We start from the raw sequence: 26,597 nt of genomic DNA, 5'->3' as shown, positions 1-26,597 counted from the left end.
ACGCCGCCAGCGTTCGTCCTGAGCCAGGATCAAACTCTCCAACAAAAACTTGTCGCGCACCACCCCCATAACGGGAACAGTGACTCACAGTATGTGTCGAAGCATGTCCTGACCGATTTTCACGAGGCACCTCATCAGTGCCCCAAGGAAAAGACAGTCAAAAACAGTACCAACCGAACCATCCAGCGACCTAGCGCCAGACACTCCAGCCAGCCCACACGCTGACCATCCAAACACCCTGTTGAGTTCTCAAACAACACGCACTAATCAGATCTGAAACTTCTTGGAAGTTCCTCTCCGACCGGAGCGGCTCCAGTAACTTACCAGACCGGTTTTCGGGCCGTTTTGGCCCCCCGATCGATTCGTTCGGAGATTTGCCCTTTTGGTTTTCGTCCAGGTCCTTTCGGCTTTCCTGTCCGTTTCCCCCGCGGGCAAGAACAAATTTACGCGACCCTGAACCGGGGTTTGCAAGGGGGGTGCGTGCTCGGCGCCACACCCTTGCAAACCCCGTGTTCTCGCAGGTCAGTGCGCAAATGGGGCCTAGCCGCGGCGGCTCTTGCCCCTCGCTTCCTTCTCTTTGGCGACTCGCTCGAGCAGTTCGGCGCGGCGCTCCTTGCGTTCAGCGAGGCGTTCGTCGGCGCCCTTGCGGTCGCTGACTTCGAAGCGGGCGTCGGTGCCGCGGGGGCCGACGGTCGCGACGATGTTCGGGTCGGTCGGCTGCCACTCGAATTCGTGATCGGCGATCTTGACGATCGAGCCGGGGACCGCGCCCTGTTTGACGAGTGCGTCCTCGACGCCGAGGTTCGCGAGTCGGTCGGCGAGGTAGCCGACGGCCTCTTCGTTCTCGAAGTTGGTCTGGCCGATCCAGCGCTCGGGCTTGGCGCCGGTGACGACGAATTCGACGTCGCCCTCGTAGGCCGGCACCAGCTTCTTGATCTCGAAGCCGGAGTCGTCGACCGCGGCAGGGCGGATGATCGCGCGGGTCGCCTCGACCGGGGGCTGCGCGGCGCGGAACTCCCGCACCTCTCTTGCGAAGGCGAAGTTGAGCTCCTTCAGCCCTTCGTGGCTGACGGCGCTCACGAGGTAGACGGGCCACCCGTACTTCTCGAGGTCCTTGCGCACGTACTCGGCGAGCTCGCGGCCGTCGGGGACGTCGATCTTGTTGAGGACGATGATGCGCGGCCGGTCGGCGAGTCCGCCGTACTCGGCGAGTTCGTGCTCGAGGGCGTCGATGTCGGAGGCCGGGTCGCGGTCCGACTCGAGGTTGGCGCAGTCGACCACGTGGGCGAGGACCGCGCAGCGCTCGATGTGCCGCAGGAACTCGAGCCCGAGGCCCTTGCCGGCGGCGGCGCCCGGGATGAGGCCTGGGACGTCGGCGATGGTGTAGGTCGTCTCACCCGCGGAGACGACTCCGAGGTTCGGGGTCAGCGTGGTGAACGGGTAGTCGGCGATCTTCGGCCGGGCGGCCGACATCGCGGCGATGAGGGAGGACTTGCCCGCGGAGGGGAAGCCCACCAGGCCGACGTCGGCGACGCTCTTGAGTTCGAGGACCACCTCGAGCTCGTCGCCGGGTTCGCCGAGTTCGGCGAAGCCGGGGACCTTCCGCTTGGAGCTGACGAGCGCGCGGTTGCCGCGGCCGCCGCGGCCGCCCTTCGCGACCGTGACCTCGGTGCCGGCGCCGGTGAGGTCGGCGATGACCTCGCCGCCGGAGTAGATGACGGTGCCGTTGGGGACGGAAACCCTGACGGACTCGCCCGTGGCGCCGTCGCGGTTGGAGCCCTGGCCGTGCTTGCCGTTGCCTCCCTGGAGGCGCGTCTGGAAGTGGAAGTCCAGCAGGGTGTGCACGTTGGGGTCGACGACGAAGACCACGTCACCCCCGTGGCCGCCGTTGCCGCCGTCGGGGCCGCCGAGCGGCTTGAACTTCTCGCGGTGGACCGACACGCAGCCGTTGCCACCTTTACCGGCAATGACCTGGAGATTCACGCGGTCTACGAAACTTGTCACCGCTCAAGGGTAGCCACCCCGGGGACCCCTGGAGACGGAGCCCGAAGCACATGCTAAAGTTTCTCCTCGTGCGAGGGACACCGGCGCAAACCGCCGCTGGAACTCAATCACCAAGCGCCGCTAGCTCAACTGGCAGAGCAGCTGACTCTTAATCAGCGGGTTCGGGGTTCGAGTCCCTGGCGGCGCACCACACAGAGGTCCTGGTCACAGGGCCTCTTTTGGTTTTCACGGGAGAAGTTCCCGGCCCTGGCGACGCGGCGCCCCGGCGGCCGAGCGGCCGCCGGGGCGCTCGGTCACTGCTGGTCGACGAAGAGCGCGTCGCCCTGCGCGGCGATCTCGCCCATGCCGGCGAGCACCGATTCGAAGTCGGTCTCGGTGGCGTCGTAGGAGACCCAGAGGGCGATCTCGAGGCTGCCGGTCGCGATCCGCAGGTCGGTCGTCTGGTACGACGGGTCGGAGGCGTCGGTGTAGTGGAACCCGTCGTCCCCGAGCTCGGTGTAGTCGCCGCTCTCGTACTCGGAGTCGGAACCGTAGGTGTCGCGGTAGTAGTCGATCGAGGACTGGGCCTCTTCGGCGGTGTCGTAGTCGTTGAACGTCGCGTTCAGGTAGATGAACTTGTCCGTCGTGTAGAAGGTGCAGTTCACGTACCCGGACGACGAGGAGTTCGAGGTCATGCTGTCGTCGATGGTGTCCCCGACCTCGTCGGCGAAGGCCGAGGGGTCGAACTGGGCGCAGGCGGTGCCGTCGAACGGCGCGGCCTCCATCTCGGTGTAACCGCCGTCGCCGTCGCCGCCGTCACCGCTGCCGCCGTCGGCGGAGTCGTTGTTCTGGGTCTGCTGGACCACCAGCAGGATGACCGTCATGAGGATGATGAGCACCAGGATGATCGATCCGCCGATGAGCCACAGGCTGCTCTGCTGGCGGCCTGGGGGCAGCTGCTGCTGGCCGTACGGGCTCGGGTAGCCGGGCTGCGAGGGGTACGTCATCTGGGTCCGCTCCCTGGGGATCGATCGTGCTTGGGACTCACTCTAACGCCGGTCGTCCAAGGGGGTGCGTCCGGCGTTTGCGTGCGACGCCGGGCGCCACGCGCGCGGCACCCTGCCTCTAGACTGAGACTGCCCGCGACGCGGCTCGCGTCCATCTCTCCGAACCGCGATTGGTCGATCATGTCGAACCCGTTCCACCAGCACCTGGACGAGCTCAATGCGCTGCTGGTCGACATGGCGCGCCGTGTCGGCGCCGCGATCGAGCAGGCCACGGCGGCGCTCCTCGAAGGGGACACGGCGGCGGCCGAGGCGATCGTCGCCGAGGACGAGCTGGTCAACGCGCTCCAGTTCCAGATCGACGACCGGATCATCGAGCTCATGACCCAGTACGACGCGGTGGCCTCGGACCTGCGGTTCGTCCTCGGCGCCGTCCGGATCTCCGTCGACCTCGAGCGGATGGGCGACCTCGCCAAGCACGTGGCGAAGTCGGTGCTCCTGCGCGCGCCGGCCGCGGTCATCCCCGACTCGCTGCGGCTCGACTTCGCCGCCATGGGGGCCGCCGCGGCGCGGATCTCCGAGAAGCTCGTGGGCATCCTGGCCGAGCAGGACTACCTCCAGGCGACGCAGATGAGCCTCGACGACGACGAGCTCGACGCGGTGCAGGACCGCATCCACGCGCAGCTGCCGAACCTCGGGTACGGCTCCGAGACCGCCGGCGACGTGGTGCTCCTCGCCCGGTTCTACGAGCGCTTCGGGGACCACGCCGTGCGCGTCGCCCACCAGGTCGCCTACGCGGTGACGGGCGACATCCACCTCGACCGTTCATAACGGTCCGGTCACGAGGGGGCCGAGACCCGGTTAAACTCCCAGGTCAGCGGCCCGCGTTTTTCGTCTCTTCGACGCTGTTGCGAATCGCGCTCAGTCGTTCACTTCGAATTCAACTCCAAGTCAGCGGGTGAACACCGGCTCTGGGTTTGATGGCTGCGGACAGTGAATAAGCGACCCGGGACTGTTCCGGGAGACGGAGTAGAGACCAGCTGTGAACATGAAACTGAACCGCCGGACCATTTTCGGCACCCTGACCGCGGGTGCGCTTGCGATGAGCATGGCGGCTTGCGGCGGCAGCAGCGATGACGAGGGCGGCGCCGACGGCGAGATGGTGTCCGGCGAGATCACCGGCTCGGGCGCTTCTTTCCCGGACGCGTACTACGCGGCGGCCATCGAGGCCTACGCCGAGGTGAACCCCGACCTCGTCGTCACCTACAGCGCCGACGGCTCCTCCGCCGGCAAGGAGGCGTTCGGCCAGAACCTGAACGACTTCGCGGGCACCGACTCCCTGGTCGGCGACGGCGACGGCCCCGAGCCCGGCTCGTTCCAGTACATCCCCACCGTTGCGGCCCCGATCACGATCTCCTACAACCTGCCGGGTGTCGAAGGTCTCCAGATCGACCAGGAGACGCTGGCCAACATCTTCCAGGGCACCATCACCAACTGGAACGACCCGGCGATCGCCGCGACCAACGCGGACGCGACCCTGCCCGACCTGCCGATCACCATCGCCCGCCGCTCCGACGGCTCCGGCACCACCAAGAACTTCTCGACCTTCCTCGACGAGGCCACCGACGCGTGGACCCTCGGCGCCTCCGACGAGATCGAGTGGCCCGCCAGCTCGGTCGGCGGTGAGAAGAACACCGGTGTCGCCACCATCATCACCCAGACCGAGGGCGCGATCGGCTACGTCGACCTCGCCGACGCCTCCGAGCTCGGCCTCGTGACCGCCTCGATCGAGAACGCCGACGGCCAGTTCGTGCAGCCGACCCTCGACGCCGCGACCGCCGCCCTCGCCGGCGCCGAGGTCGCCGACGACCTCTCCTACAACCCGCTCGACGCCGCCGGCGCCGAGGCCTACCCGATCACCGCGCCGACCTACATCCTGATCCGCACCGAGTACGACGACGAGAACGTCGCCGCCGGTGTCAAGGAGTTCGTGAACTACCTGCTCACGGACGGCCAGGACATCGCCGCTGAGAACAACTACGCCGCCCTGCCGGACGAGCTCCGCCAGCAGGCGATCGACGCCCTGAACGAGACGATTGCCTAGGACCACGGCTCCGACGACCCCAACGGCTGCGACGCCGCTGGGGTCTTCGGCCGTTCCGCTCACGAAACCGGAGACACTCTCTTGACCACTACGGCAACTCCTGAATCGCCCCCGCAGGTGGACCTCGGCGGGGAGGCCCGCTCCCGCCGGACCGACAAGGGCTTCACCGGTCTGGTGACCTTCGCCGGCCTCACCGTGCTCATCGTCCTCGGACTGATCCTGGCCACCACGTCCGTCCAGGCGTGGCCCGCGATCGCGCAGGATCCGGTCCAGTTCGTCACGGGCTCGCGCTGGTCCCCGAGCGACGAGGTGTTCGGGACGCTCTCGTTCCTGTACGGCACGCTGGTGACCTCGGTCATCGGCATGATCATCGCGGTGCCGGTGTCGATCGGGATCGCGCTGTTCATCACCGAGGTGGCGCACCGCCGCAGCCGGAAGTACATCGTCACGGTCATCGACCTGCTCGCCACCGTGCCCTCGGTGGTCTTCGGCCTGGTCGGCAGCCTGGTCGTGGTCCCCTGGATCACCCCCGCGTACCAGTGGTTCGCGGACCTGGTGGAGCCGATCCCGGGCCTGTCGACGGTGTTCGACCAGACCAACACCGGCCGCAACTACTTCACGGCCGGCCTGATCCTCGCCGTCATGTGCATCCCGATCATCACCTCGATCTCCCGCGAGGTCTTCGCGACCGTGCCCGAGATCGACAAGCAGGGCGCGTACGCGCTCGGCGCCACCCGCTGGGAGATGATCAAGGGCGCGATCCTGCCCCACTCCTTCGGCGGCCTGGTCGGCGCGTCGATGCTCGGCCTGGGCCGGGCCATGGGCGAGACGATCGCCGTGTCGCTGGTCATCGGCGGCGCGGTCGGCATGAGCGCCAACGTCTTCGCCCCCGGCAACACCATGGCCGCGGTCATCGCCCAGCAGTGGGGCGAGGCCGGCGACCTCCACCGCGACGCCCTGATCGGCATCGGCGTGCTGCTGTTCGCGATCACCGTCCTGATCAACTTCCTCGCCCGCGTCGTGGTCCGCCGGGCGGAGATCCAGATGAAGGGTGCCCACTCATGACGGCCCTCCACAGCCAGACCCCGCCGGACCTGTCCGGCCGCAACCTGTCGTTCGGGCGCGCGCTCGCCAACCGCACCGCGACGATCGCGATCGGCCTGTGCGTGGTCATCGCCGCCCTGCCGCTGGCGCTGGTCGTGTGGCAGGTCGTCTCCAAGGGCGCCTCGGCGTGGAGCCTCGAGTGGTTCACCGCCGAGATCCCGCGGAACTACCGCACCGAGGGCCCGGGCATGGGCCCGGCGATCGTGGGCACGCTCGCGATCACCGGCATGGCCGCGCTCCTGTCGATCCCGGTCGGCGTGCTCGGCGCGGTGTACCTGAACGAGTACGGCAAGAACAAGCCGCTGGCGCGGTTCATCCGCACCATGTCCGACGTCATGACCGGCGTCCCGTCGATCATGATGGGCCTGTTCATCTACGTCGGCTACGTCATCGTGATCGACGACCAGAACGGCTTCGCCGGGGCGCTCGCCCTCGCCTGCCTGATGCTGCCGATCGTCATCCGCTCCACCGAGGAGATGCTGCGGCTGGTCCCCGACGAGCTGCGGCAGGCGTCCTCGGGCCTGGGCGCGCGCAAGTGGCGCACGACCATGGGCGTGGTGCTCCCGGCGGCCTCGTCGGGCATCACCTCGGGCTCGCTGCTGGCCGTCGCCCGCGCCGCCGGCGAGACCGCGCCGATCATCATCGTGGTGGGCCTGTTCTACGGGTACCGCCCGGACCTGTTCGACGGCTCCAACACCACGCTCGCGGCGCAGATCTTCCGCAACGCGAGCCAGCCGTTCGCGGCCTCGCAGGAGCGCGCCTGGGGCGCGGCCCTGACCCTGATCGCCATCGTCTTCGTGTTCACCATCCTGTCCCGGATCGTCGCGGCGCGCTTCGCCATCGACAAGCGCTAGCGCCCCGCGAGCCTGGTCTCGCACGAACGAAGGGCCCCGCCGATCCGGCGGGGCCCTTCCTCGTTCGCGCCGCGGATCAGCCGAAGCGGCCGGTGACGTAGTTCTCGGTGCGCTCGTCCGAGGGGGTGGTGAAGATGCGCTGGGTGTCGTCGAACTCGACGAGGACGCCGGTGCGGGTGTCGCTGACCTCGTTGACCTCGGTCGAGAAGAACGCGGTCTTGTCGGAGACGCGGGCGGCCTGCTGCATGTTGTGCGTGACGATCACGATCGTGAACTGGCGGGCCAGGTCGACCATGAGCTCCTCGATGCGCGCGGTCGCGATCGGGTCGAGGGCCGAGCAGGGCTCGTCCATGAGGACGACCTCGGGCGAGAGCGCGATCGTGCGGGCGATGCACAGGCGCTGCTGCTGGCCGCCGGAGAGCGCCAGCGCGGACTGCTTGAGCTTGTCCTTGACCTCGTCCCAGAGGGCGGCCTTGCGGAGGGAGTCCTCGACGATGCCGGGGAGGTCGGTGCGCTTGACGCCGTGGATGCGGGGGCCGTAGGCGACGTTGTCGAAGATGGACTTCGGGAAGGGGTTCGCCTTCTGGAAGACCATGCCGATGCGGCGGCGGACCTCGACGGCGTCGACGTCCTGGTCGTAGATGTTCTTGCCGTGGTAGGAGACGGCGCCTTCGACGCGGGCCCCGGGGATGAGGTCGTTCATGCGGTTGAGGGACCGCAGGAGGGTCGACTTGCCGCAGCCGGAGGGGCCGATGAGCGCGGTGATCTCGTTGCGCGCCACGGTGAAGTTGACGTTCTTGACGGCCTTGAAGGAGCCGTAGAAGACGTTGACGTCCTTGATGTCGAAGACGGTGGCGCCCGGGGCGCCGGCGGGGGTGCGCTGGCCGGCGGGCTGGGGCACCGCGCTCAGTCGCCGCGGGTCGACGGTGGGGCGGGCCGCGGGCAGTGCCGGGTCGCTCATGGTTTCTCCTTCTGCAGGGACGCAGGTACGGAAGCACAGCAGGGCTGGGGCGAGCGTAGGCCGGTCGGGTGGCGGCGGCCTCACTCTGCGGTGAACCGGGGGTGAACGGGCGGGCCCGGATTCGAATCGGCGGAAACTGGACGGCGGGGCGCGGCGGCGGCGATACTGGCGGCTATGTTGCGCTTTCTCGTGCGCCTGGTCCTGACGGCGCTGGCCCTGTGGCTGGCGACGGCGGTCGTGGGCGGCATCAACCTGTACGGCGACTCGGCGGGGGCGAAGTTCGTGTCGCTGCTGCTGGTGGCGTTGATCTTCACGCTGGTGAACACGCTGGTGAAGCCGATCGTGATGATGGTCGGCTGCGCCTTGTACGTGCTGACGCTGGGCCTGTTCGGCCTGGTGGTGAACGCGCTGATGTTCTGGTTGACCGGCTGGGTGTCGGAGCGGCTGTCGCTGGGGTTCTTCGTGGACGGCTTCTGGCCGGCGTTCTGGGGCGCGATCATCGTGTCGATCGCGATGTGGGTCATGGACCTGCTGACGCCGCGGCGGGAGGTCGAGGCGCAGCGGTGAGAGGGGCGGCGCGGTGCCGCCCCTCGCCCGGTGCGCGTCTCAGAAGGGCAGTCCGGTGGACGGCCCGGTCGCGACGTCGCGGATGTTGTCGTCGCGCTTGGCCGTCTTGGCGCCCGCGTTGAACGGGATGGGCCCTTGGGGCCCGGGGGCCTTGCCGAGGCGGCGGCGCATGATGTTCAGGTTGTGGAGTCCGGCGAGCGCGTAGGTTCGGACGCGCTCGAACTGCTTGGTCTTCTTGGCGGTCTTGAGTCGCTGGACGGCGCCGTAGTGGAGCTTGCGGGCGCGGTCGAGGGCCGTGGCGGCCTCGGTGTCGCCCACGGAGGCCGGGGCGATCTGGAGCTGCTTCCCGAGGAGCTCGGTCCAGGCCTCGGCGTCCGTCTTGGCCCGGAGCTTTCGGCGGCGTCTGGTCTCGACGAAGGACCGCAGTCCGAGGACCGCTGCGAAGATGAGGACGATCGCGACGATTGCGGCGAACGCGATGGTCGAGGTTTCAATGGCGTCTTTCATCGTCACCCCCCGTGACCAGTGATTGTGGTGTTGGTTTGAATATTATTCCATTCCTGCCCTGCAATTGTGAAAGTCCCCCTGGTTCGGCGATTCCGTGAATTCTCGGGAAAATGCGGCGGAACCGGAGGTCGGTGGAGGCTTCCCCGGAGGCGGCCGGGGTAACCACCGGGGGGTACGGCGGGCGGCGGGGCGGCCGCGGCCGTCGCACTCGATGGAGTGAAAGGGGTTCGCGCCCTTGGAGTGTCGACTTCGGTCGCGCGATTCGCGGCGGCGGGGTCGGTCGCTTCGGGGGTTTCGAAGCCCGGCGGCGTCGGGAGGCGCGGCGGCGCGCTGCGGGTGCTGGGAGAACGGCGGGGCTCCGGGATCGGGTGCGTCCTATTCGATCCGGCGAGTGCGGGGCGGGGTGGGCCGGCGCCGCATCCGCCGACTGGCCGCGCGACTGTCCAAAACCTGATAGTGACGGATAGTCGACGTTTCGCTTGCCATGCGGCGGCTATGGTAAAGCCGTCCTGGGGACTCGAAGGCTCCTTGGAAGGAGGAGATCCATGTTGACCCACACATGGAGGAAGAGCAGCAGGTCAGGTCCGAACGGGGCCTGTGTGGAGGCCAGGCTCGGCGATGAGGGCGTGGAGATCAGGGACACCAAGCTGACGGTGAGCCCGATCCTGCGCGCGAGTCGGGCCGACTGGGCCTCGCTGCTGCGGACATCCGGCAGGTAGGGACGGAGTGAGGGGGCGGCCGCCGGTCTTGGCGGCTGCCCCCTCGCGTGCCGCTAGAGCGACTTCAGGTGGTGGGCCTGGCGCTCGATGAACTCGAGGCTGCGGCCGGGGTCGAGGGCGGCCGAGCGGAGGAAGCCGAAGATCTCGTGGAAGGGCTCGACGTCCTCGCCCTCCTCGTAGACGTCGCCGTTGTGGCCTTCGATGTAGACGACGTCGGGGTGGCGGTAGCCGGGGTCGACCTCGCCGTCGAGCTCCCCGAAGCCGAGGATGGTGAACGAGGAGAGCATGCCGGGGTAGGCGCCGCCTTCGAACGGGAGCACCTGGAGGTGCACGTTCGGGAGCGCGCCGAGTTCGAGGAGGTTCTGGAGCTGGTCGATCATGACCTTGGGGCCGCCGAGGACGCGGCGGATGGCGGCCTCGTCGATGACGTTCCAGATCTTGAGGTCGCCGCGCAGCCGCTGCTGGCGCTCCATGCGCAGGTCGATGCGCTGGTCCATGTAGCGGAGGGAGCGTTCGGGGACCATGCTGAACGTGTGCCGGGCGTACTCGCGCGTCTGGAGGAGGCCGTTGATGATGAGGCCGTCGTAGACGTTCAGGCTGGAGGCGTCCTGCTCGAGGCCGACGTAGGTCGCGTAGGGCGGCGAGATGGTGTCGGAGTAGCGGGCCCACCAGCCGCGCTTGCGGCCGTCGCGGGCCAGGCGCACGAGTTCGTCGACGAGTTCGGCGTCCTGGACGCCGTAGACCTCGACGAGGGCCTGGACGTCGCGGGGCTTGATGCCGACGCGCCCGAGTTCCATCCGGTAGATGGTGGAGCTGGTGACCTCGAGCGCGGCCGCGGCGTCGTCGGCGCCCTTGCCGGACTTCTCGCGGAGGTCGCGCAGGATCCGGCCGGCGCGGCGGCGGCGGACGGTGGGGCTGCCGCTCGAAGGCATCGCCTTGCCTCCCAACTTCTTCGGCAGATCGCTGTCAGCGTTGTCGTTCGATGTGACCATTTGACACCCTGATCTCTCCGGATTCGGTGAGGACGCACCGGCTGGGGAGGACTTCTGGCCGCTCGACCGGTGCGGACTGCTGGGGGGAGGAATCGCCACCCGATCCGGTTATACCTCTTGCATCCAAAATCTGCATGTGCAATTCTACTGTACGGAGGGGCTACCCGCCTCCCCTGACTGTACCGATTCGACACCGCACCTCGGCGACGACCAGGGCACACTGCGGTTCCCCGAGCCCGATCACGCAGGGCCACAAGGGATCCGCCCAGATCCGAAGACCTGAAAGGCAGCCTGCGTTGCGCAGTCCGTACACACTCCAGAATCCCCCGCCGGACGAGCCGCCCAGCGAGGTGCTGGTGCCGAGCCTCTGGCGCGTGCAGGCGCGCTGGTGGAAGCGCCACACCCCCGCGCTCGACCAGCAGGGCGCGAAGCACCCCGTGTGCGGGCACTGCGCCCAGTCCTGGCCGTGCCACTCCTGGGCCTGCTGGGACGGCCAGCTCGGCCAGGCCGTGCACCAGTCCCCGACCCCGGCGCCGGACGCCGACGAGGCCCGCGTGAGCGCCGCGTCCCCGGCCGCCGCCTACGGCGACGCGCTCGCCGCCGGACTCTCCCGGAGCTGAACCCGGCCCGCGGCGCCGCCTCCGGGCGGCGCCGCTTCCCTTCCCCCGGCGCGAAACGCGACGAATCCGAAGATCGCCCGATCCAGTGCGTAGCCTCAGCGGCCTCCGGTCGTTAGACCCCGGAGAGTTCATCCGACGCCCGGCGCGTTTACGGCCCGTGAGCGTCGCCGAGGGGGTGGAGCGCGGTTGGCAGGCTTCGCCGAGGAGGGGAAAGCCGCCCGATGCTGAGCACGCGCAACCTCAAGGCCGGCGATGTCCTGGACGGGCGCTACCGGCTCGAACGCCGCATCGGCGGCGGCGGCATGGGCGACGTCTGGGAGGGCACCGACACGATCCTCTGGCGCACCGTCGCCGTCAAGGTGCTCCTGGCCGACCTCGTCGACGACCGCGGCTTCCGCGAGCGCTTCCGCCGCGAGGCCCGCGCCATCGCCGTCATGCAGGGGCCCGGGGTCGTCGAGGTCTACGACTACGGCGAGATCGAGGACGAGGACGCCCAGCTCGCGTACCTGATCATGGAGTACGTCGACGGCAAGCCGCTCTCGAAGCTGCTCGGCCTGTGGGGCAAGCTCGGCACCGCCGAAACGCTCCAGGTCGTCGGCGGCGTCGCCGAAGCGCTCCAGGTCGCGCACGCCGCCGGGATCGTCCACCGCGACATCAAGCCCGGCAACATCCTCGTCCGCGGCGACGGCTCGGTCGTCCTGGTGGACTTCGGGATCGCCCGCGCCAGCCACAACCTCACGCTCACCACCACCGGGGTGGTCCTGGGCACCGTCACGTACATGTCGCCCGAGCAGGCCGCCGGCGAGAACCTCACGCCCGCATCGGATCTGTACTCGCTCGGGGTCGTCGCGCACCAGTGCCTGGCGGGCGCGCCGCCGTTCCGCGCCGACACGCCGCTCGGGGTGCTCTCGGCACACCTGCGCAACGCCCCGCCGCCGCTGCCGTCCGACGTGCCCTACGAGGTCGCCGAGATCGTGCGGCGCTCGCTCCAGAAGGAGCCGTCGGCGCGCTGGCCCGACGCCGCCGCGCTCGCCGCGGCCTGCCGCGAGACCCGCGGCGCGCTGCTGGCCCAGCGGAACGCGCCCGCGCGCACCCGCGTCATGGACCAGCGCGACATGAACGAGCAGCCGCCGGCGCCGCCGGCCGGGCCCCGCACCGGGGCCCACCGCCGCCCCACGGGCGCGGCCGCCCGCGCGGCCACCGGCCAGCACGCCGCGTACGGCACCGGGCCCCAGTCGCCGTACGTGTCCGGGCAGCACCCGCGCTACGACACCGGCCAGTCGCTGCCGCCGGTCACCGGCGCGCAGCGCGCGGCCCAGCCGCCGACCGGGCCGGCCGCCGCGGCGCCGGCCCCGGTCGAGGAGCGGCCGCAGCGGCGGCGCCTGTGGATCGCGCTCGCCGCGGCGGTCGCCGCGATCGCCGCCGCGGGCCTGCTCATCACGACCGAGCCGTGGCGCGAGGCGAGCGGCGACGGCGCCACGCTCGCGAACGAGTCCGGGGCCGAGGACGCCGAGCTCCAGGGCCAGGACGGCGACGACGGCTTCTGGGTCGGCGGGGACGGCGAGGAGGAGGGCGCGTCCACCCCCGATCCGAGCGAGTCCGCCACGGCCGTACGCGAATCGGACCCGTCCGGCGACCCGGCCTCGCCGGGGCCGTCGCTGAGTCCGACGGGCTCGGCGAGCCCGACCGAGAGCAGCTCCCCCACGCCGCCCGCGAAGGCCACGGTGCCCGGCGTCGTCGGCATGTCCGAGGCCGACGCGCGCGTCCGCACCGAGGAGTCGGGCCTGAGCCCCTCGGTCGACTACGAGGGCGAAGGGGAGGCGAAGTGCGGCGTGGTGCGCCAGTCCCCCGGAGCCGGCACCGAGGTCGATCCCGGCTCCACCGTGCAGATCACGGTCCGGCGGGCCGCCGACGCCGAGGCGTGCAAGTCCGAGTCCGAGGAGTCCGAGCCGCCCGGCGACGGGCAGTAGACGCGACAGCGCCCGGCGGCCATGCGGCCGCCGGGCGCTGCTGTGTCCGCTTCCGTTACTGCCCTGCGGCTTCGCGGGCGGCCGCGAGCTGGTCGAGCGCGGCGAGGAGGTCGTCGAGCGCGCGGCCCTGCTCCTCGTTCGTGCCCGACGCCTGGGCCGCCTCGTACGCCTCCTGGGCGGCGATGACGTTGTCGATCGCGGCCTCGACCTCCGGCGGGTCGGCGGTCGCCGGGGCCTCGGTCGTGGGCGCCTCGCTGGGCGTCTCCGTGGGCGTCTCGGTCTCGCCCTCCTCGCCCTCGGTCTGCTCGGCCTCACTGGGGGCGCCCGAGACGTACTTCTCGACCACCATCGCCACGGCCTCCTCGAACGTCGGCGCGAAGCCGACGTAGCCGCCGTAGCTGATCGCGACGTTCGTCAGCCGCGGCAGGTCCTCGCCCTGGCCGCCCGCCTGCCGGCGCAGGTACATGGGCTCGAGGTAGAGGATGCCGTCGCCGACCGGCAGCGCGAGCAGGTTGCCCCACTCGACGGTGGTGCCCGCCTGGGTCGCGTCGCGCAGCGTCGTCACGACCTCCGAAGTGGACGTGATGATCTGGTGGATCTGCCTGACCGACTGGTCCTCGCCGCCGACGACGTCGTAGACCTTCAGCTGCGGGTCGCCGTTCTCGTCGTAGTAGCCCGACATGAGCGACGCGAGCGCGTTCGGCCGGTTCCGCGGCGTGAAGCTCGAGGTGAGCTGGAAGTACGCCTGGCCCGACTGGTCCGGGTAGGTCGCGTAGACGTAGTACGCCGGCTGGGTGACCTCGGTCGTCTGCGACGGGTCCGAGGGGGTCGCCCAGGCCTCGCCGCCCTCGATGAAGGTGCGGGACTCGTCGACGTGGTAGCGCTGGAGCAGGTTCCGCTGGATCTTGAACAGGTCCTGCGGGTAGCGGAAGTGCGCCTCGAGCGCCTCGGGGGTCTCGTCCTTGGGGATGATGAGGTCGCCGCCGTAGATCGTGTTCCACGCCTGGAGGATCGGGTCCTCCTCGTCGAACTCGTACAGCTGCACCGAGCCGTCGTAGGCGTTCACGACCGCCTTGACCGAGGAGCGGATGTAGTTGATCTCCTCGGACGACTGGTTCGCGACGCCCTGGCCCGAGTAGGTGTCGTTCGTCGCGTCGGCCAGGTTGACCCGGTCGGAGTACGGGAAGTCGTTCGTCGTCGTGTAGCCGTCGACGATCCACACGATCTGGCCGTCGACGACCGCCGGGTACGGGTCGGCCTCCACGGTCAGGAACGGGGCGACCATCTGGACCCGCTCGCGGATGTTGCGGTTGTAGAGGAGCTGCGACTCCTCGTTGATCTGGTCGGAGAGCAGGAAGCGCGGCTCCTGGAACTCCCACGCGTACAGCAGCCGGTTCCCGATCGAGCCGATGTCGACGCCGCCGTCGCCCTCGTAGGTGGTGTAGCGGTCGTCGCCGATCTCCTCGGCGGGCGCGTCGCCGTCGTCCTCGTCGCTGACGGTGACGTCGGTGGGCCGGTCGTACTCGCGGGGCGTCTCGTCCTCGGGGACGCCGACGATCGCGTACTCGTTGTTGAGCAGGCCGTAGTAGATCTGCGGGCGCTCGACGTCGATGATGTCGTTGCTGATCTGGCAGGCGCCGGGGTCGTCGGAGAGGACGCCGGAGGTGAAGCACGGCGCGCCGTTGTCGCTCTCGGTGGTCGAGGCCGAGACGAAGCCCCAGCCGTGCGTGTACACGGTGTGGGCGACGGTCCAGTCCTGCTGCTCGTCGGTGAGCTGGCTCGGGTTGAGCTCGCGCAGGCCCACCACGAAGTCCTGGGTGACCTCGTTGCCGTTCTCGTCGGTGTACGTGTAGCGGTCGACGTCGAGCTTCTCGTTGAAGTCGTAGAAGCTGCGCGGCTGCTGCGCCTGGGTGAAGGCGTCGGAGACGACGAACGGGTCGATGAGGCGGACGTTGCCGATCGTGGGGTTGTCGTCGTTGGGGACCACCGGGTTCTCCGCGGTCGGGTCCGCGAGGCTGTCCGGGTCCGCGAGCTGGGTCGCGTCGGGCTGCGAGGCGACCTGGTACGTGGTCGTCTCCAGGTCCTCCATGCCGTAGGCGTACCTGGTGCCGTCGATCGTGTGCTGGGCGTACTCGCCTTCGCGCTGGGGGCGGTTGGGCTCGACCTGGAAGTTCCGCACCACCGCGGGGTAGATGCCGCCCGCGGCGATCGCGGTGACGACGACGAGGCCGAGGGCCGCGGCCGGCAGCGCGAGCGACCGGGTGAAGCCCCACGAGAAGACGAGGATGACGATCGCCGCGATGACCGAGACCCAGATGAGCGCGTTCTTGGCGTTCATGAGGGCCGTCATCTCGGTGTAGCCGCCGCCGACGATGTCGGTGACCTGGTTCTCCTGGGTGGTGAAGTCGAAGCGGTCGAAGTAGTACGCGACGGCCTTGAGCCCCAGGAAGAGCGCGACGAGGACGGAGAGGTGGATCCGCGCGACGTTGGTCATGCGGTCGCCCTGGCCGGAGAAGCGCAGCGCCCCGTACAGGTAGTAGGCGCTCAGGGAGGCGAGGAGGCCGACGACGATCGCGGCGAACCCGAAGCCGATGAGGAACTGCCAGAACGGGAGCCGGAAGACGTAGAAGCCGGCGTTCATGCCCAGGACCGGGTCGGTCCAGTCGAACTGCCCGCCCTCCCGGAACAGCAGCCAGGTCTCCCAGCGGCTCTGCGCCGACATGCCGGCGAAGACGCCGACGACGATCGCGACGCCGGCGATCCACCAGCCGGCCTTCGGGGAGATGAGCTCGCGGTAGCGCTCCAGGCCCTCCTGCTCGCTGGTCGCCGGCCACGTGTCGGGCCGGAACCGGTAGGCGAGGTAGAGGTTGAGGCCGCACCAGGCGGCCATCGCGAGGGTGAAGACGCCGAACATGCCCAGGCGGGTCCACATCATCGTCGAGAACACCGAGGTGTACCCGACCGACTGGTACCAGAGGTAGTCGGTGCGCAGGCTGACCAGCCAGCCGAGCACCGAGAGCAGGACTATGGCGCCCACGAGGAGGATCAGGACGTAGCGTCCTCGTCGGCTCATCCGTGGTGGGGTGGGCGTCCGGTTCGCCACTGGAGCAACTCCTTCATGTCACGTGGTGCGGCCGGTCTCGGCGGTGCGTCGAGCCGTGGGTTGGCTGGGTCAGCAGGTCGTGACTTCCCCGCCGGCCGCTAGGGACTCGAGCGCCGAGACCGCGTCTGCGAGCGTCTCGACTCTGACAATAGTCATGCCGTCGTGCGGAACGGTGACGGCGTCCGAACAGTTCGCGTCCGGGGAGAGGAAGACGTCGGCCCCGAGTTCGACCGAGGCGGTCACCTTCTGCTGGACCCCGCCGATCGCGCCGACGTTGCCCTCCGGGTCGATCTCGCCGGTGCCCGCGACGACCATGCCGCCGGTGAGGTCGCCCTCGGTGACCCGGTCGACGATGCCGAGCGCGAAGATCAGGCCCGCGGAGGGGCCGCCGATGTCGAGGGCCTCGGTGTCGATCTCGATCCCGTACGGGTCGTCGTGGACGGACTGGAGGTCGGCCTCGCCGAGGACGACGCCGGGCACCTCGACCGGCGCGCCCGCGCGCGTCACGGTGACCGTGGTTTCGCTGTCGGCGTAATCCTCGAGGGCGCTCAGGGAGGTGACGGCGGTCCCGTCCACCGCCGTGACGACGTCCCCGGCGAGGAGGCCGGCGGAGTCGGCCACGACGGAGATGACGGCGGGCTCGCCCAGGTGCGCGAGCGCGGCCTGCTCGGCGTTCGACTGGGACTCGACCCAGTCCGCCTCCTGCTCCTCGGCGATGTCCTCCTCGGACTCGCCGGGCGGGTAGATCAGGTCGCGCGGGACGATGGCGTACTCATTGGACACCCAGAAGCGGAGGGCCTCGGCGAGGGTCACGGACTGGAGGACGCGCACGGTGGTGAGGCGCAGCTGGCCCTCGGAGGGGTACTCGGTCTCGGCGCTGATGATCTGGTGCTCGACGCCGTCGACCTCCTCGGAGCCGAGCACGTCCTCGGTGGGGCCGGGGCTGAAGACCACGTAGGCGACGTCCATCGACAGCGCCTGCCACGTCATCAGGGCCACCAGCACCGCGCCCAACAGGACGGTGATTCCTCGCCTTCGCATGCGGGGAAGCCTACATGCGCACGCCCACGCGCGCTTTCGGCCCGCAGCGAACGGGGGCGCCCCAGATCGCCCAGCCGTGGCCCGCTCCCCCTCCTCTGACGTACGGTTGGCGCATGGGCTCCGACATTCCATTCGGCTTCGGCAACCTGGGCGGCGACCTGCCCGACCCCAACGACCCGCGGGTGCAGCAGATGATGCAGCAGCTGCAGCAGATGATGGCGCAGTCGCTGTCGTCCGGTCCGGTCAACTGGCAGCTCGCCCGGCAGCTCGCCGAGTCCGAGCTGGAGGCCGAGAACACGGTCGGCCCGGCCGACCAGGCGCAGGTCTCCGAGGCGATGCGCCTGGCCGACCTGTGGCTCGACTCGGTCGTGAACTGGCCCTCCGGGGTCACCGCGACCGACGCGTGGACCCGCAAGCAGTGGATCGCGCGCACCGAGGACTCGTGGAAGCAGCTCGCCGAGCCCCTCGCGGCCCAGATGGGCGAGGCGATGCAGACGCTCGTCCCCGAGGAGATGGCCGGGATGCTCGGCCCGATGGCCGACCTCATGAAGGGGGTCGGCTCGGCGCTGTTCGGCGCCCAGATGGGCCAGGCCCTCGCCAAGCTCGCCGGGGAGGTGCTGTCCTCCACGGAGGTCAGCCTGCCGCTCGGGCGCACCGGCGTCGCGGCGCTCCTGCCCGGGAACATCACCGCCTACGCCGAGGGCCTGGAGCTCCCGGTGGAGGAGGTGCGGCTGTTCGTGGCGCTGCGCGAGGCCGCGGCGCACCGGCTCTTCACGCACGCGTCGTGGCTGCGCTCGCACCTGCTGGGCGCGCTGGAGGCGTACGCGCGGGAGATCCGCATCGACGAGGCCGCCATCGAGGAGGCCATGTCGGAGATCGACCCGACCGACCCCGAGGCCGCGGCCACGCTCGACCTCAGCGAGGTGTTCAAGCCCGAGGACACCGAGCAGCAGAAGGCGGCGCTGGCGCGGCTGGCGACGACCCTGGCGCTCATCGCCGGGTGGATCAACACGGTGGTGGCCGAGGCGGTCGGCGAGCGGCTGCCGACGATGGACCGGCTCATGGAGTCCGCGCGGCGGCGCCGCGCCTCCGGCGGGCCGGTGGAGCAGACGTTCGAGGCGCTGGTCGGCCTCCAGCTCGACCAGGCGAAGGTGCGGGCGGCGGAGCGGCTGTGGCAGTCGCTGGCCGAGGCGCGCGGGATCGAGGGGCGCGAGGCGGTGTGGGCGCACCCGGACCTGATGCCGAGCGCGGCCGATCTGGAACACCCGGAGACGTTCGCGACGGTCTCCGAGGCCCTGGAGGACCTGGACCTGTCGATGTTCGACCAGCTCGCGGTCAACGATCCGAAGGACGACGACGAGGAGCCGGGAGAGAAGTAGCGCTCCGGTAGGCGGGAGCGGGCAGGACCGGGCGCCCGGCCGCCGCGGCGGTCGGTCCGGCGGGTCTCGCTAGCGCGGGTCGCTGGCCTCGGCGTCGGCGATGCCCTCGAGGTAGCCGCGGGCGCGCTCGGCCTTGGAGTAGCGGCCGACCATGTCCCAGAACGGCCGCGAGTGGTCGGGGTGGACCAGGTGCGCGAGCTCGTGGAGCAGGACGTAGTCGATGACCCACGACGGCATCATGGTGAGCCGGCGCGAGAGCCGGATCGAGCCGTCGGACGGGGTGCACGAGCCCCAGCGGCGGTGCTGGTTGTCGACCCAGCGGACGCTCTCGGGGGCGGCGCACGCGGGGTGGTCGGGGTAGTAGCGGCGGGCGAGCCTGACGGCCCGGTCCCGCAGGGCGGCGTCAGAGGCGCGGCCGTCTCTGGCCTCGCGCTTCTGGAGCCTCGCGAGCATGTGGTCGATCCATTCGCGCTCCTCGGTCTCGGAGAAGGCGTCGGGGATCATGACGACCACGCGGCCTCGTTCTTCGTAGGCCGCTACGGTGGCACGGCGCCGGGGAGAGCGCCGCACTTCAACGGGGGGATGCACTTTGCGCGCCATGAACGCACACTAATCCGCGGGGGTGACAATCGCCTAACGCAGATGTCTCGATTGCGTCTTGCGTGGTGCTATGCCATGAAAATCCCCTCGCCGATCTCCCGCATCGTGGGATCAAGCGAGGGGCGGGACCGTGCGGTCAGCGATCACGTGGCCTTGCCGAGGATCCGATTCATCTTCGTGCCGCACACCGGGCACGTCCCCTTGGCCATCCGGCGGCCCGAGTCCGAGACCACGACGGTGCCCTCGAAGTCGCGCTTCTCGCGACACTTGACGCAGTACCCGTTGTACGTCTCCGTAGCTGTAGCCACTGGTACCCCCCATGTAGCGGCGGTCACACTCTGCGACCTTTCAGCCTCAGAATGCCACAGATTTCACGCGTGTAAGCCCCGCCGCGCCGCTTCACTCCTGCGGGTGACGCCTGCGCGCGGTCGCGCCGCAGGTGGGGCGGCGTGCGCGCTCGGACTCCGCGAACGCGCCGGTCCGTGAGAGCATTGGGAACGTGAGCGACAGGCATGGACCCGCCCATTCGGGTGACGACCTCCCCCGCCGGGCGATCGTGCGGGGCATGAAGCTCGCCTCGCTCCCGCTGGGGCTGGCGGGCCGGGCGACGGTGGGACTCGGCAAGCGCGTGACCGGGCTGGCCGACGAGATCCTCAGCGAGCAGGCGCAGCGGCGCACCGCCGAGCACGTCTTCAGCGTGCTGGGCCAGCTCAAGGGCGGCGCGATGAAGCTCGGCCAGGCCCTCTCGATCTTCGAGGCGGCCCTGCCCGAGCACCTGGCCGCGCCGTACCGGCAGGCGCTGACGCGGCTCCAGAACGCCGCTCCCCCGCTGCCGGTGGCGAGCGTCCACGGCGTCCTCGAACGGCAGCTCGGCGCGGACTGGCGCGACCGCTTCGCCGAGTTCGACGACGCGCCGGCCGCGGCCGCGAGCATCGGCCAGGTGCACCGCGCGGTGTGGGCCGACGGGCGGCCGGTCGCCGTCAAGATCCAGTACCCGGGCGCGGGCGACGCGCTCCGCTCGGACCTCCGCCACCTCTCGCGCATCGCCCCGATGTTCAAGGTGCTGCAACCGAACTTCGACGTCAAGAGGATCACCGTCGAGCTGCGCGAGCGGCTGCTGGAGGAGCTCGACTACGAGCTGGAGGCGGCGACGCAGCGGCAGTTCGCCGAGGCGTTCGCCGGGGACCCGCTCATCTCGGTCCCCGCGGTCGTCCACGCCAGCCCCGAGGTGCTCGTCACCGAGTGGATCGCCGGGCGGCCGCTGGCCGACGTCATCGCGAACGGCACCCAGGCCGAGCGGGACGCGGCCGGGCTGCGCCTGTGCACCCTGCACTTCTCGGCGCCCAGGCGCGCCGGGCTCCTGCACGCCGATCCGCACCCGGGGAACTTCGCGATCGGCGAGGACGGGCGGCTCGTCGTCTACGACTTCGGGGCGGCCGCGCGGCTGCCCGGCGGGATGCCGGTGCAGGTCGGGCGGCTCACTAGGCTGACGCTCGACGGGCGGGCCGACGAGGTCGTGGCGGGGCTGCGCGGCGAGGGCTTCGTGCCGCCGGACCTGGAGATCGACGCGAAGGCGATGCTCGACCTGCTGGTGCCGATGCTCGAACCGATCGCGGGCGCGGAGTTCCGGTTCTCGCGCGAGTGGCTGCGCAAGGAGAGCACCCGCCTGACCGGCCAGGGCTCGGAGGCCGCGAAGCTGAACAAGCAGCTGAGCTTCCCGCCCGCGTACCTGCTCATCCACCGCGTGACGATGGGCTCGATCGGCGTCCTGTGCCAGCTCGGCGCGGAGGCGAACTGGCGCGAGATCCTCATCGAATGGCTGCCGGGCTTCGCCGACCCCGAGGGGACCGACCCGAACCGTCGGAGCTGAACCGGCAGCGCTCTACCGGCAGCGCTGAACCGCACCGGGCGGCCCTGTCGCACCAGTGCGGCACTGTTGATCCGGGGGCGGCTCCGGATGTCCGCTATGCGACGACCCTCCGCGACACACCCGTTTCACATTCCTTGCGGCGCAACGGAAAGGGCCCGTCCCCCCGATCGGGGGGACGGGCCCTTTCAGCCAACGCGGTCACTGCGCGGTCAATGCCTGCGGCGGCGGTGCTTTCCGCCCTTGAGCACGACTCGCTGGTAACCGGCTTCGGTCCAGAGGCTCCGCATGCGGAGTCGTCCGAACATCTCGGTCGTCGGCGCCAGCGGCCGGACCGCCTCGACCTCCTCCGTCAGGGAGGGTCCGAGGTCTTGAACGCCGACGTCACGCTTCAGGTGGCGGCTCAGGTAGTCGACGGTCATGACACCGCCACCCCCGCGAGGGCCAGTTCCCTCGTGCGCGCGGCGAGCTCCGCCTGCGCGGCCTGCTCGATGAGCGCGGCGTCCTTCCGGGGGCGGCCGCGGGGCCGCTTGCGGGCCACGACGTTCCCCTTCTCGAAGATCTCGCCGCCCCAGACGCCCCAGGGCTCGTGGCGCTCGAGGGCGCCGGTGAGGCACTCCAGGCGCACCGGGCAGTCGGCGCACAGGGACTTGGCGAACTCGAGTTCGGTGGGCTGCTCCGAGAACCACAGGTCCGCGTCGTACTCGCGGCAGGGGAGGTCGCTGCCGATCTGGGCGGCCTGCTCGCGCAGCTCAGGCCCGATGAGGGTGTCGGTCATGGACTCGGTCTCCTCTCTCATGTCGATGGTCGGTCGCATCAGTGCTGTCTGAGGACTCAATTGCTTCGCAATCTGTCTCGTCTGTTCTTCTACTGACGGGCCGCGACCTGGCGTTTCACGCCAAACAAAAAGGCCGCGATCCCGGTTGCGGGATTCGCGGCCTCGAGAGTTCCGAGTCGGGCTTTCTCCTGTAAGCCCAACCGGTGGTGATCTCGAGGCGGTCTCCCGCGGGTGGCGCCGTGACGCTTCTTGGAGCCGGAAACCGGCTGCCAACCGAGGCCGGCGACTGCACGGCCACGTCCGCGAAGGGTCTCGGCGCCCATATCGGTGGTGTTGTCAATCGTGTTGACGGTGCTCGGAGCCGTGGTCGTCAGGACGGCAACGGGCAGAGTGGTGCCACGGAGCTGGGCGAAGACGGGCGCGATGTGCCGATACACGGCGATAGCCGACTCACGCGTGGTCGCGCCGAGGTCGGTCTGCGTGGATTCGCTGAGCAGCAACATCGTCTACCCCTCCTTTCCAGGTTCCATGGGTGCCATTGATCTTCATCTCCTACGGGCCGGGGGTCTGAGGCGCACACCTCTCCCGGCTTGAGCAACGCTACGCCCGTCCTCCATGGGAGCGCAACGTATTTTCCGGGGGTTTTGAAAGAAAGTTTTTGCGGTCGGTCGGAGAAGTCAGGAGCCCTCGGTGCACATCGCCACCGCGTCCTCGACGGCACCGCCGTTGACCAGGTGCAACACCGCCGGCCCGTACTTGTCGAGCTTGGACTTCCCGATGCCGTGGAGGGACGCCAGTTCGCTGTCGGATGCCGGACAGCGCTCCGCGATGGCGATGAGCGTCACATCCGTGAAGACGGTGAAGGCGGGCTTGGCGTCGTGCTTGGCGACGCCGATGCGCCATTCGCGGAGCCGCTCGAACAGCTCTTCGTCCATAGTGGCCGGGCAGTCGGGGCAGTGGCCCAGCTTGCGGTCGCGGGCGTCGGTGAGCGGCTTGCCGCAGCCGGAGCAGTCGAGGACCTTCGCGGTCTTCTTCGACGAGCGTGGCCTGCCGGCGCTCGGCTCGGGGGCCTTCGGGAAGCCGCCGAGGCCGAGCGGCGCGAGGAAGCGGCACAGGCGCCGCTCGCGGCCGCCGGAGGTGCGGGCGAGGCCGTAGGAGAGCTGGAGCCGCTCGCGGGCGCGGGTGATGCCGACGTAGAGCAGGCGCCGCTCCTCTTCGAGCGCGGCCTCGGTGCGCGCGAACGTGGTCGGGAGCGTGCCGTCGGCGAGGCCGACGAGGAACACGGCGTCCCATTCGAGGCCCTTGGCCGCGTGCAGGCTCGCGAGGGTGACGCCTTCGACGGCCGGCGCGTGCTGCTCGGCGGCGCGGCGGCCGAGCTCGGCGCAGAACGCCTCGAGGTCGGGATCGGGCCCGTCCCGGTCGGGGTCGGCCCGGTGGTGGTCCAGGAACTGCTCGGACAGCGCCACGAGCGCGGCCACCGCCTCCCACGCTTCGCGCTGGGCCCCACCGGAAGGCGGGGCGTCGGCGCGCCAGCCGACGGCGTCGAGCGCGGTGGGCACGGCCTCGGCGAGCGGCAGCCGGCCGATGTCGGTCTTCGCGGCCGAGCGCATCGCGATCACGGCCTGGCGCACCTCGGGCCGGTCGAAGAAGCGGGCCGCGCCGGTGACGACCGTGGGCACGCCGTAGGAGGCGAGCGCCTCCTCGTACGCCTGCGACTGGGCGTTGGTGCGGTAGAGGACCGCGATCTCGGAGGCGCTGGTGCCGTCGGCGATGAGCTGGCGGCAGCGGCGGGCGATCATGTCGGCCTCCTCCGCCTCGTCGGCGAAGACCTCGGCGGTGACCTCGGGGCCGCTGGGACGCTGCCCGACGAGCTCGAGGCGCATCTTCGCCTCGCGCCCCTTGGACTCGCCGATGATCTGGTTGGCGAGGCCGACGACCTGCGGGGTGGAGCGGTAGTCGCGCACGAGGCGCACGAGCGCCGCGTCCTTGTGCCTGCGGGTGAAGTCGAGGAGGTACTTCGAGGTGGCGCCGGTGAAGGAGTAGATGGTCTGGCTGGCATCGCCGACGACGGTGATGTCGTCGCGGTCGCCGAGCCAGGCGTCGAGGAGGCGCTGCTGGAGCGGGGTGACGTCCTGGTACTCGTCGACGACGAAGAAGCGGTACTGGCTGCGGATCTGGTCGGCGGCGGACTCGACGTCGGCGATGAGGTCGGCGGTGTAGGCGAGGACGTCGGCGAAGTCCATGACCCCGGCGCGGCGCTTGGCCTCGATGTAGGCGGCGTAGACCTTCGCGACGTCCTCGGGGGCGGCGGGCGCGTCGCGCCCGAGCGCGGCGACGGCGCTGACGTAGTCGTCGGGGCCGATGAGGGACGAGGCGGCCCACTCGATCTCGGTGGTGAGGTCGAAGTTCTTGGCGCGGGAGGTCTGGAGGCCGGCGCGGGCGGCGGCGATCGCGGTGAACTTCAGCGTCGAGTCGACCAGCTCGGGCAGCTGGCCGCCGAAGCGGCGGGCGCCGAAGTAGCGGAGCTGGCGCAGCGCGGCGGAGTGGAAGGTGCGGGCGTTGACGCCGGAGACGCCGAGGCCGCGGAGGCGGTCGCGCATCTCCCCGGCCGCGCGGGCGGTGAAGGTCACGGCGGTGACGTGCTGGCCGCGGATGTCGCCGCGCAGCACGCGGTACGCGATGCGGTGGGTGACGGCCCGGGTCTTGCCGGTGCCGGCGCCGGCGAGGACGCAGACGGGTCCGGGGTCGGCGGTCACCGCCTCGCGCTGCTCAGGGTCGAGTCCGGAGAGGAGCAGGTGGATGGCCTCGTCGCGCGTGCTCATCCCGACAGTCTCCCAGAGCCCTCCGACGAGAACCCCGGGACCGTTCACCCTCAAGGGGATCGACGTGAGGAGGACCACGATCGGGCGGAATGACCCGGGGCGCCCCCGCGTTACTGTCGGTTGGAGAAGGAGGATCGATGATCACCATGTACAGCACCACCTGGTGCGGCTACTGCAGGCGGCTGAAGTCGGCGCTCGACCGGGAGGGCCTGGCCTACGAAGAGGTCAACATCGAGGAGGACCCGGCGGCCGCCGAGTTCGTCATGGGGGTCAACGGCGGCAACGCCACGGTGCCGACCGTGCGGTTCGCCGACGGCTCGGCGCTCACGAATCCCTCTCTGGCGCAGGTGAAAGAGAAGCTCGCGGCTTGACCTGTGCCACATGCCGAGACTATGGTCACGTTTAGGACACAAAGCCGGTACGATGCCCTATAGTTGACTCGTCAAGCTTGCTTAGCGACTTCGAGGGGTGGTCGCTAAGCATTCAGGCCCGGGATGGATCCGTCCCGGGCCTTTTCTCTGCCCTCGGAGCGGGTGTACCGTTCGGGCGGCCCCTCAACCGATCCCGCGCGTCGGCCGCGGCCCGGAACCCCAGGTCCCGGACCGTCCCCGGCACCGCCGCGCCCTGTCCGCCGGTCGACCCGTGGAGCCCTGCCATGACCTCACCGCGCGCCGCCCTCGGCGTCTCGCTCGTCCTCGCCGCCTCGCTGTTCTTCGGCGTCTGCGGCCCCTTCGGCAAGGTGGTCATCCAGGCCGGGCTCACCCCGATCCAGGTGACATGGCTGCGTATCTGCGGCGTCGGCCTCCTCGCCCTCGCGGTCGCGGCCGTGCCGCTGGTGCGGACCCTCCGCGGCGGCACGCGCCTGCCGTGGGGCGCGCTGGCGCTGTTCGGCCTCACCGCGATCGCCGCGGTGCAGGCGTTCTACTTCATCGCCGTCGAGCGGCTCCCGGTCGGCATCGCGCTGCTGCTGGAGTTCATGGGCCCCATCGTGGTCGCGGCCTGGGTCCGGTTCGTGCGGCGCACCGTCCTCCCGCGCTCCGCCGTCATCGGCGTCCTGCTCAGCATCGTCGGCCTGTGCATCGTCGTCGAGGTCTGGTCGGGCCTGCGCCTCGACGCGGTCGGGCTCATCGCGGGCTCGGCGGCCGCGGCCTGCCAGGCGACGTACTTCCTGTCCGGCGAGAAGCTCACCGCGCGCGTCGACGTGCGGGTGCTCCTCGCGGTCGGCTTCGCCGTCGGCGCCGCCGTGCTCGCGCCGCTCGCGGCCCCGTGGGCCCTCGACTGGGCGGCGCTGTCGTCGCAGGTGGTCCTCGGCGGCATCGCGACCACGGGCTGGGTGAGCGTCTCCGCGCTGGTGCTGTGCACCGCCGCCGCGTACGGCCTCGGCCTGAGCGGCCTACGGTTCGTGTCCGCGCCGGTCGCCGGCGGCATCGGCTACGCGGAGGTCGTCATCGCCTCGCTCGCGGCCTGGGCCCTGCTCGGCGAGGCGCTGACGGTGCCGCAGATCGTGGGCGGCCTCGTCGTCATCGCCGGCGTCTTCACCGCGCAGCGCGCGGTCTCGGCCAAGCGCAGCGACGCCGAGGAGGCCGAGGCGGCCGCCGTCACGAAGGTCTAGGCGGCCCTCT

Annotated in this window: 25 protein-coding genes and 1 tRNA gene; 13 read left to right on the top strand and 13 right to left on the bottom strand. The window is 70.2% G+C overall.

The genetic code is table 11. The features are described from left to right. Positions 1-540 precede the first annotated feature (540 nt). Positions 541-2,004 (bottom strand): GTPase ObgE, encoded by a 1,464-nt coding sequence (gene obgE, locus EIW28_RS23585; protein WP_125250162.1) that lies wholly within the window; start codon positions 2,002-2,004, stop codon positions 541-543. A gap of 114 nt (positions 2,005-2,118) precedes the next feature. Between obgE and EIW28_RS23580 the strand changes: the two genes are divergently transcribed. Next, positions 2,119-2,194, top strand: a tRNA-Lys gene (locus EIW28_RS23580). A gap of 103 nt (positions 2,195-2,297) precedes the next feature. On the opposite strand, the gene EIW28_RS23575 is transcribed toward EIW28_RS23580, so the two are convergent. Then, on the bottom strand, positions 2,298-2,990 hold the full coding sequence (locus EIW28_RS23575) for a hypothetical protein (protein WP_125250161.1): 693 nt from the start codon (positions 2,988-2,990) through the stop codon (positions 2,298-2,300). A gap of 180 nt (positions 2,991-3,170) precedes the next feature. Between EIW28_RS23575 and phoU the strand changes: the two genes are divergently transcribed. The 4 genes from phoU (at position 3,171) to pstA (ending at position 7,049) form a co-directional block, all read left to right on the top strand. Next, entirely contained in the window at positions 3,171-3,818 is a 648-nt protein-coding gene (phoU, locus tag EIW28_RS23570; protein WP_125250160.1) for a phosphate signaling complex protein PhoU, read from the top strand. A gap of 271 nt (positions 3,819-4,089) precedes the next feature. Continuing rightward, complete coding sequence (pstS, locus tag EIW28_RS23565) at positions 4,090-5,091, top strand: phosphate ABC transporter substrate-binding protein PstS (RefSeq protein WP_232014184.1); 1,002 nt, start codon at positions 4,090-4,092, stop codon at positions 5,089-5,091. An 81-nt stretch (positions 5,092-5,172) separates the two neighbouring features. Continuing rightward, a complete protein-coding gene (pstC, locus tag EIW28_RS23560) occupies positions 5,173-6,156 on the top strand; it encodes a phosphate ABC transporter permease subunit PstC (protein ID WP_232014183.1) in 984 nt (327 codons plus the stop codon). Continuing rightward, positions 6,153-7,049, top strand: a complete 897-nt coding sequence (pstA, locus tag EIW28_RS23555) for a phosphate ABC transporter permease PstA (RefSeq protein WP_125250159.1) — start codon at positions 6,153-6,155, stop codon at positions 7,047-7,049. Before pstC ends, pstA begins: the two co-directional genes overlap by 4 nt. Before the next feature lie 76 nt (positions 7,050-7,125). Here the strand turns inward: pstA and pstB are convergent, their stop codons facing one another. After that, positions 7,126-8,010: a phosphate ABC transporter ATP-binding protein PstB gene (gene pstB, locus EIW28_RS23550; RefSeq protein ID WP_125250158.1), complete on the bottom strand. Its 885-nt coding sequence runs from the start codon at positions 8,008-8,010 to the stop codon at positions 7,126-7,128. A gap of 174 nt (positions 8,011-8,184) precedes the next feature. Between pstB and EIW28_RS23545 the strand changes: the two genes are divergently transcribed. After that, complete coding sequence (locus EIW28_RS23545; protein WP_125250157.1) at positions 8,185-8,577, top strand: phage holin family protein; 393 nt, start codon at positions 8,185-8,187, stop codon at positions 8,575-8,577. 39 nt (positions 8,578-8,616) lie between these two features. On the opposite strand, the gene EIW28_RS23540 is transcribed toward EIW28_RS23545, so the two are convergent. Next, complete coding sequence (locus EIW28_RS23540) at positions 8,617-9,084, bottom strand: hypothetical protein (protein ID WP_125250156.1); 468 nt, start codon at positions 9,082-9,084, stop codon at positions 8,617-8,619. A gap of 545 nt (positions 9,085-9,629) precedes the next feature. Between EIW28_RS23540 and EIW28_RS23535 the strand changes: the two genes are divergently transcribed. Beyond that, positions 9,630-9,803 carry a DUF397 domain-containing protein gene (locus tag EIW28_RS23535; RefSeq protein WP_125250155.1) on the top strand — a complete coding sequence of 58 codons (174 nt, stop codon included), beginning with the start codon at positions 9,630-9,632 and terminating at the stop codon, positions 9,801-9,803. Between the two features lie 53 nt (positions 9,804-9,856). Here the strand turns inward: EIW28_RS23535 and EIW28_RS23530 are convergent, their stop codons facing one another. After that, positions 9,857-10,795: a helix-turn-helix domain-containing protein gene (locus tag EIW28_RS23530; RefSeq protein WP_125250154.1), complete on the bottom strand. Its 939-nt coding sequence runs from the start codon at positions 10,793-10,795 to the stop codon at positions 9,857-9,859. Positions 10,796-11,091: 296 nt separating this feature from the next. On the opposite strand from EIW28_RS23530, the gene EIW28_RS24440 reads away from it, so the two are divergent. Beyond that, a complete protein-coding gene (locus EIW28_RS24440) occupies positions 11,092-11,415 on the top strand; it encodes a hypothetical protein (protein ID WP_158630521.1) in 324 nt (107 codons plus the stop codon). 221 nt (positions 11,416-11,636) lie between these two features. Next, a complete protein-coding gene (locus tag EIW28_RS23525; RefSeq protein ID WP_125250153.1) occupies positions 11,637-13,385 on the top strand; it encodes a serine/threonine-protein kinase in 1,749 nt (582 codons plus the stop codon). A 55-nt stretch (positions 13,386-13,440) separates the two neighbouring features. On the opposite strand, the gene EIW28_RS23520 is transcribed toward EIW28_RS23525, so the two are convergent. Both EIW28_RS23520 and EIW28_RS23515 read right to left on the bottom strand, forming a co-directional pair. Continuing rightward, on the bottom strand, positions 13,441-16,458 hold the full coding sequence (locus tag EIW28_RS23520) for a UPF0182 family membrane protein (protein WP_125250152.1): 3,018 nt from the start codon (positions 16,456-16,458) through the stop codon (positions 13,441-13,443). Between the two features lie 99 nt (positions 16,459-16,557). Next, positions 16,558-17,529 carry a YlbL family protein gene (locus EIW28_RS23515; protein ID WP_158630520.1) on the bottom strand — a complete coding sequence of 324 codons (972 nt, stop codon included), beginning with the start codon at positions 17,527-17,529 and terminating at the stop codon, positions 16,558-16,560. Positions 17,530-17,642: 113 nt separating this feature from the next. On the opposite strand from EIW28_RS23515, the gene EIW28_RS23510 reads away from it, so the two are divergent. After that, positions 17,643-18,908 carry a zinc-dependent metalloprotease gene (locus tag EIW28_RS23510; protein WP_125250150.1) on the top strand — a complete coding sequence of 422 codons (1,266 nt, stop codon included), beginning with the start codon at positions 17,643-17,645 and terminating at the stop codon, positions 18,906-18,908. Positions 18,909-18,977: 69 nt separating this feature from the next. On the opposite strand, the gene EIW28_RS23505 is transcribed toward EIW28_RS23510, so the two are convergent. Both EIW28_RS23505 and EIW28_RS24565 read right to left on the bottom strand, forming a co-directional pair. Beyond that, positions 18,978-19,508 carry a M48 metallopeptidase family protein gene (locus EIW28_RS23505; RefSeq protein WP_125250149.1) on the bottom strand — a complete coding sequence of 177 codons (531 nt, stop codon included), beginning with the start codon at positions 19,506-19,508 and terminating at the stop codon, positions 18,978-18,980. Between the two features lie 143 nt (positions 19,509-19,651). Beyond that, complete coding sequence (locus EIW28_RS24565; protein WP_187350653.1) at positions 19,652-19,816, bottom strand: DUF5679 domain-containing protein; 165 nt, start codon at positions 19,814-19,816, stop codon at positions 19,652-19,654. A 257-nt stretch (positions 19,817-20,073) separates the two neighbouring features. Here EIW28_RS24565 and EIW28_RS23500 point away from each other — a divergent pair, with 257 nt between their 5' ends. Further along, a complete protein-coding gene (locus tag EIW28_RS23500; protein WP_125250174.1) occupies positions 20,074-21,378 on the top strand; it encodes an ABC1 kinase family protein in 1,305 nt (434 codons plus the stop codon). A gap of 209 nt (positions 21,379-21,587) precedes the next feature. Here EIW28_RS23500 and EIW28_RS23495 read toward each other — a convergent pair whose 3' ends face one another. From EIW28_RS23495 to EIW28_RS23480, 4 genes are all read right to left on the bottom strand, one after another. Next, positions 21,588-21,797 carry a hypothetical protein gene (locus tag EIW28_RS23495; protein ID WP_125250148.1) on the bottom strand — a complete coding sequence of 70 codons (210 nt, stop codon included), beginning with the start codon at positions 21,795-21,797 and terminating at the stop codon, positions 21,588-21,590. Beyond that, positions 21,794-22,153, bottom strand: a complete 360-nt coding sequence (locus tag EIW28_RS23490; RefSeq protein ID WP_125250173.1) for a WhiB family transcriptional regulator — start codon at positions 22,151-22,153, stop codon at positions 21,794-21,796. The genes EIW28_RS23495 and EIW28_RS23490 overlap by 4 nt, the downstream gene beginning before the upstream one ends. 89 nt (positions 22,154-22,242) lie before the next feature. Next, positions 22,243-22,656 carry a hypothetical protein gene (locus tag EIW28_RS23485; RefSeq protein WP_125250147.1) on the bottom strand — a complete coding sequence of 138 codons (414 nt, stop codon included), beginning with the start codon at positions 22,654-22,656 and terminating at the stop codon, positions 22,243-22,245. Positions 22,657-22,830: 174 nt separating this feature from the next. After that, on the bottom strand, positions 22,831-24,975 hold the full coding sequence (locus tag EIW28_RS23480) for an ATP-dependent DNA helicase UvrD2 (protein WP_125250146.1): 2,145 nt from the start codon (positions 24,973-24,975) through the stop codon (positions 22,831-22,833). 137 nt (positions 24,976-25,112) lie between these two features. Here EIW28_RS23480 and EIW28_RS23475 point away from each other — a divergent pair, with 137 nt between their 5' ends. Together EIW28_RS23475 and EIW28_RS23470 are read left to right on the top strand one after the other, a co-directional pair. Beyond that, on the top strand, positions 25,113-25,346 hold the full coding sequence (locus EIW28_RS23475) for a mycoredoxin (protein ID WP_125250145.1): 234 nt from the start codon (positions 25,113-25,115) through the stop codon (positions 25,344-25,346). 284 nt (positions 25,347-25,630) lie between these two features. Continuing rightward, on the top strand, positions 25,631-26,587 hold the full coding sequence (locus tag EIW28_RS23470) for an EamA family transporter (protein WP_125250144.1): 957 nt from the start codon (positions 25,631-25,633) through the stop codon (positions 26,585-26,587). Positions 26,588-26,597 lie beyond the last annotated feature (10 nt).

Origin of the sequence: Glycomyces terrestris (assembly GCF_003933745.1) — a bacterium.
GTDB lineage: Bacteria > Actinomycetota > Actinomycetes > Mycobacteriales > Micromonosporaceae > Glycomyces > Glycomyces terrestris.
Note: the sequence above shows the minus strand (reverse complement) of the source record. Positions and strands in the feature narration are given on the sequence as shown.

Bases quoted from the DNA above. Each gene is read 5' to 3' on its own strand.
- EIW28_RS23575 (WP_125250161.1), bottom strand. From the start codon at position 2,990: ATGACGTACCCCTCGCAGCCCGGCTACCCGAGCCCGTACGGCCAGCAG.
- phoU (WP_125250160.1), top strand. From the start codon at position 3,171: ATGTCGAACCCGTTCCACCAGCACCTGGACGAGCTCAATGCGCTGCTG.
- pstS (WP_232014184.1), top strand. From the start codon at position 4,090: ATGAGCATGGCGGCTTGCGGCGGCAGCAGCGATGACGAGGGCGGCGCC.
- pstA (WP_125250159.1), top strand. From the start codon at position 6,153: ATGACGGCCCTCCACAGCCAGACCCCGCCGGACCTGTCCGGCCGCAAC.
- pstB (WP_125250158.1), bottom strand. From the start codon at position 8,010: ATGAGCGACCCGGCACTGCCCGCGGCCCGCCCCACCGTCGACCCGCGG.
- EIW28_RS23545 (WP_125250157.1), top strand. From the start codon at position 8,185: ATGTTGCGCTTTCTCGTGCGCCTGGTCCTGACGGCGCTGGCCCTGTGG.
- EIW28_RS23540 (WP_125250156.1), bottom strand. From the start codon at position 9,084: ATGAAAGACGCCATTGAAACCTCGACCATCGCGTTCGCCGCAATCGTC.
- EIW28_RS23535 (WP_125250155.1), top strand. From the start codon at position 9,630: ATGTTGACCCACACATGGAGGAAGAGCAGCAGGTCAGGTCCGAACGGG.
- EIW28_RS23530 (WP_125250154.1), bottom strand. From the start codon at position 10,795: ATGGTCACATCGAACGACAACGCTGACAGCGATCTGCCGAAGAAGTTG.
- EIW28_RS23525 (WP_125250153.1), top strand. From the start codon at position 11,637: ATGCTGAGCACGCGCAACCTCAAGGCCGGCGATGTCCTGGACGGGCGC.
- EIW28_RS23520 (WP_125250152.1), bottom strand. From the start codon at position 16,458: ATGAGCCGACGAGGACGCTACGTCCTGATCCTCCTCGTGGGCGCCATA.
- EIW28_RS23515 (WP_158630520.1), bottom strand. From the start codon at position 17,529: ATGCGAAGGCGAGGAATCACCGTCCTGTTGGGCGCGGTGCTGGTGGCC.
- EIW28_RS23510 (WP_125250150.1), top strand. From the start codon at position 17,643: ATGGGCTCCGACATTCCATTCGGCTTCGGCAACCTGGGCGGCGACCTG.
- EIW28_RS23505 (WP_125250149.1), bottom strand. From the start codon at position 19,508: ATGGCGCGCAAAGTGCATCCCCCCGTTGAAGTGCGGCGCTCTCCCCGG.
- EIW28_RS23500 (WP_125250174.1), top strand. From the start codon at position 20,074: ATGAAGCTCGCCTCGCTCCCGCTGGGGCTGGCGGGCCGGGCGACGGTG.
- EIW28_RS23495 (WP_125250148.1), bottom strand. From the start codon at position 21,797: ATGACCGTCGACTACCTGAGCCGCCACCTGAAGCGTGACGTCGGCGTT.
- EIW28_RS23490 (WP_125250173.1), bottom strand. From the start codon at position 22,153: ATGACCGACACCCTCATCGGGCCTGAGCTGCGCGAGCAGGCCGCCCAG.
- EIW28_RS23485 (WP_125250147.1), bottom strand. From the start codon at position 22,656: ATGTTGCTGCTCAGCGAATCCACGCAGACCGACCTCGGCGCGACCACG.
- EIW28_RS23480 (WP_125250146.1), bottom strand. From the start codon at position 24,975: ATGAGCACGCGCGACGAGGCCATCCACCTGCTCCTCTCCGGACTCGAC.
- EIW28_RS23475 (WP_125250145.1), top strand. From the start codon at position 25,113: ATGATCACCATGTACAGCACCACCTGGTGCGGCTACTGCAGGCGGCTG.
- EIW28_RS23470 (WP_125250144.1), top strand. From the start codon at position 25,631: ATGACCTCACCGCGCGCCGCCCTCGGCGTCTCGCTCGTCCTCGCCGCC.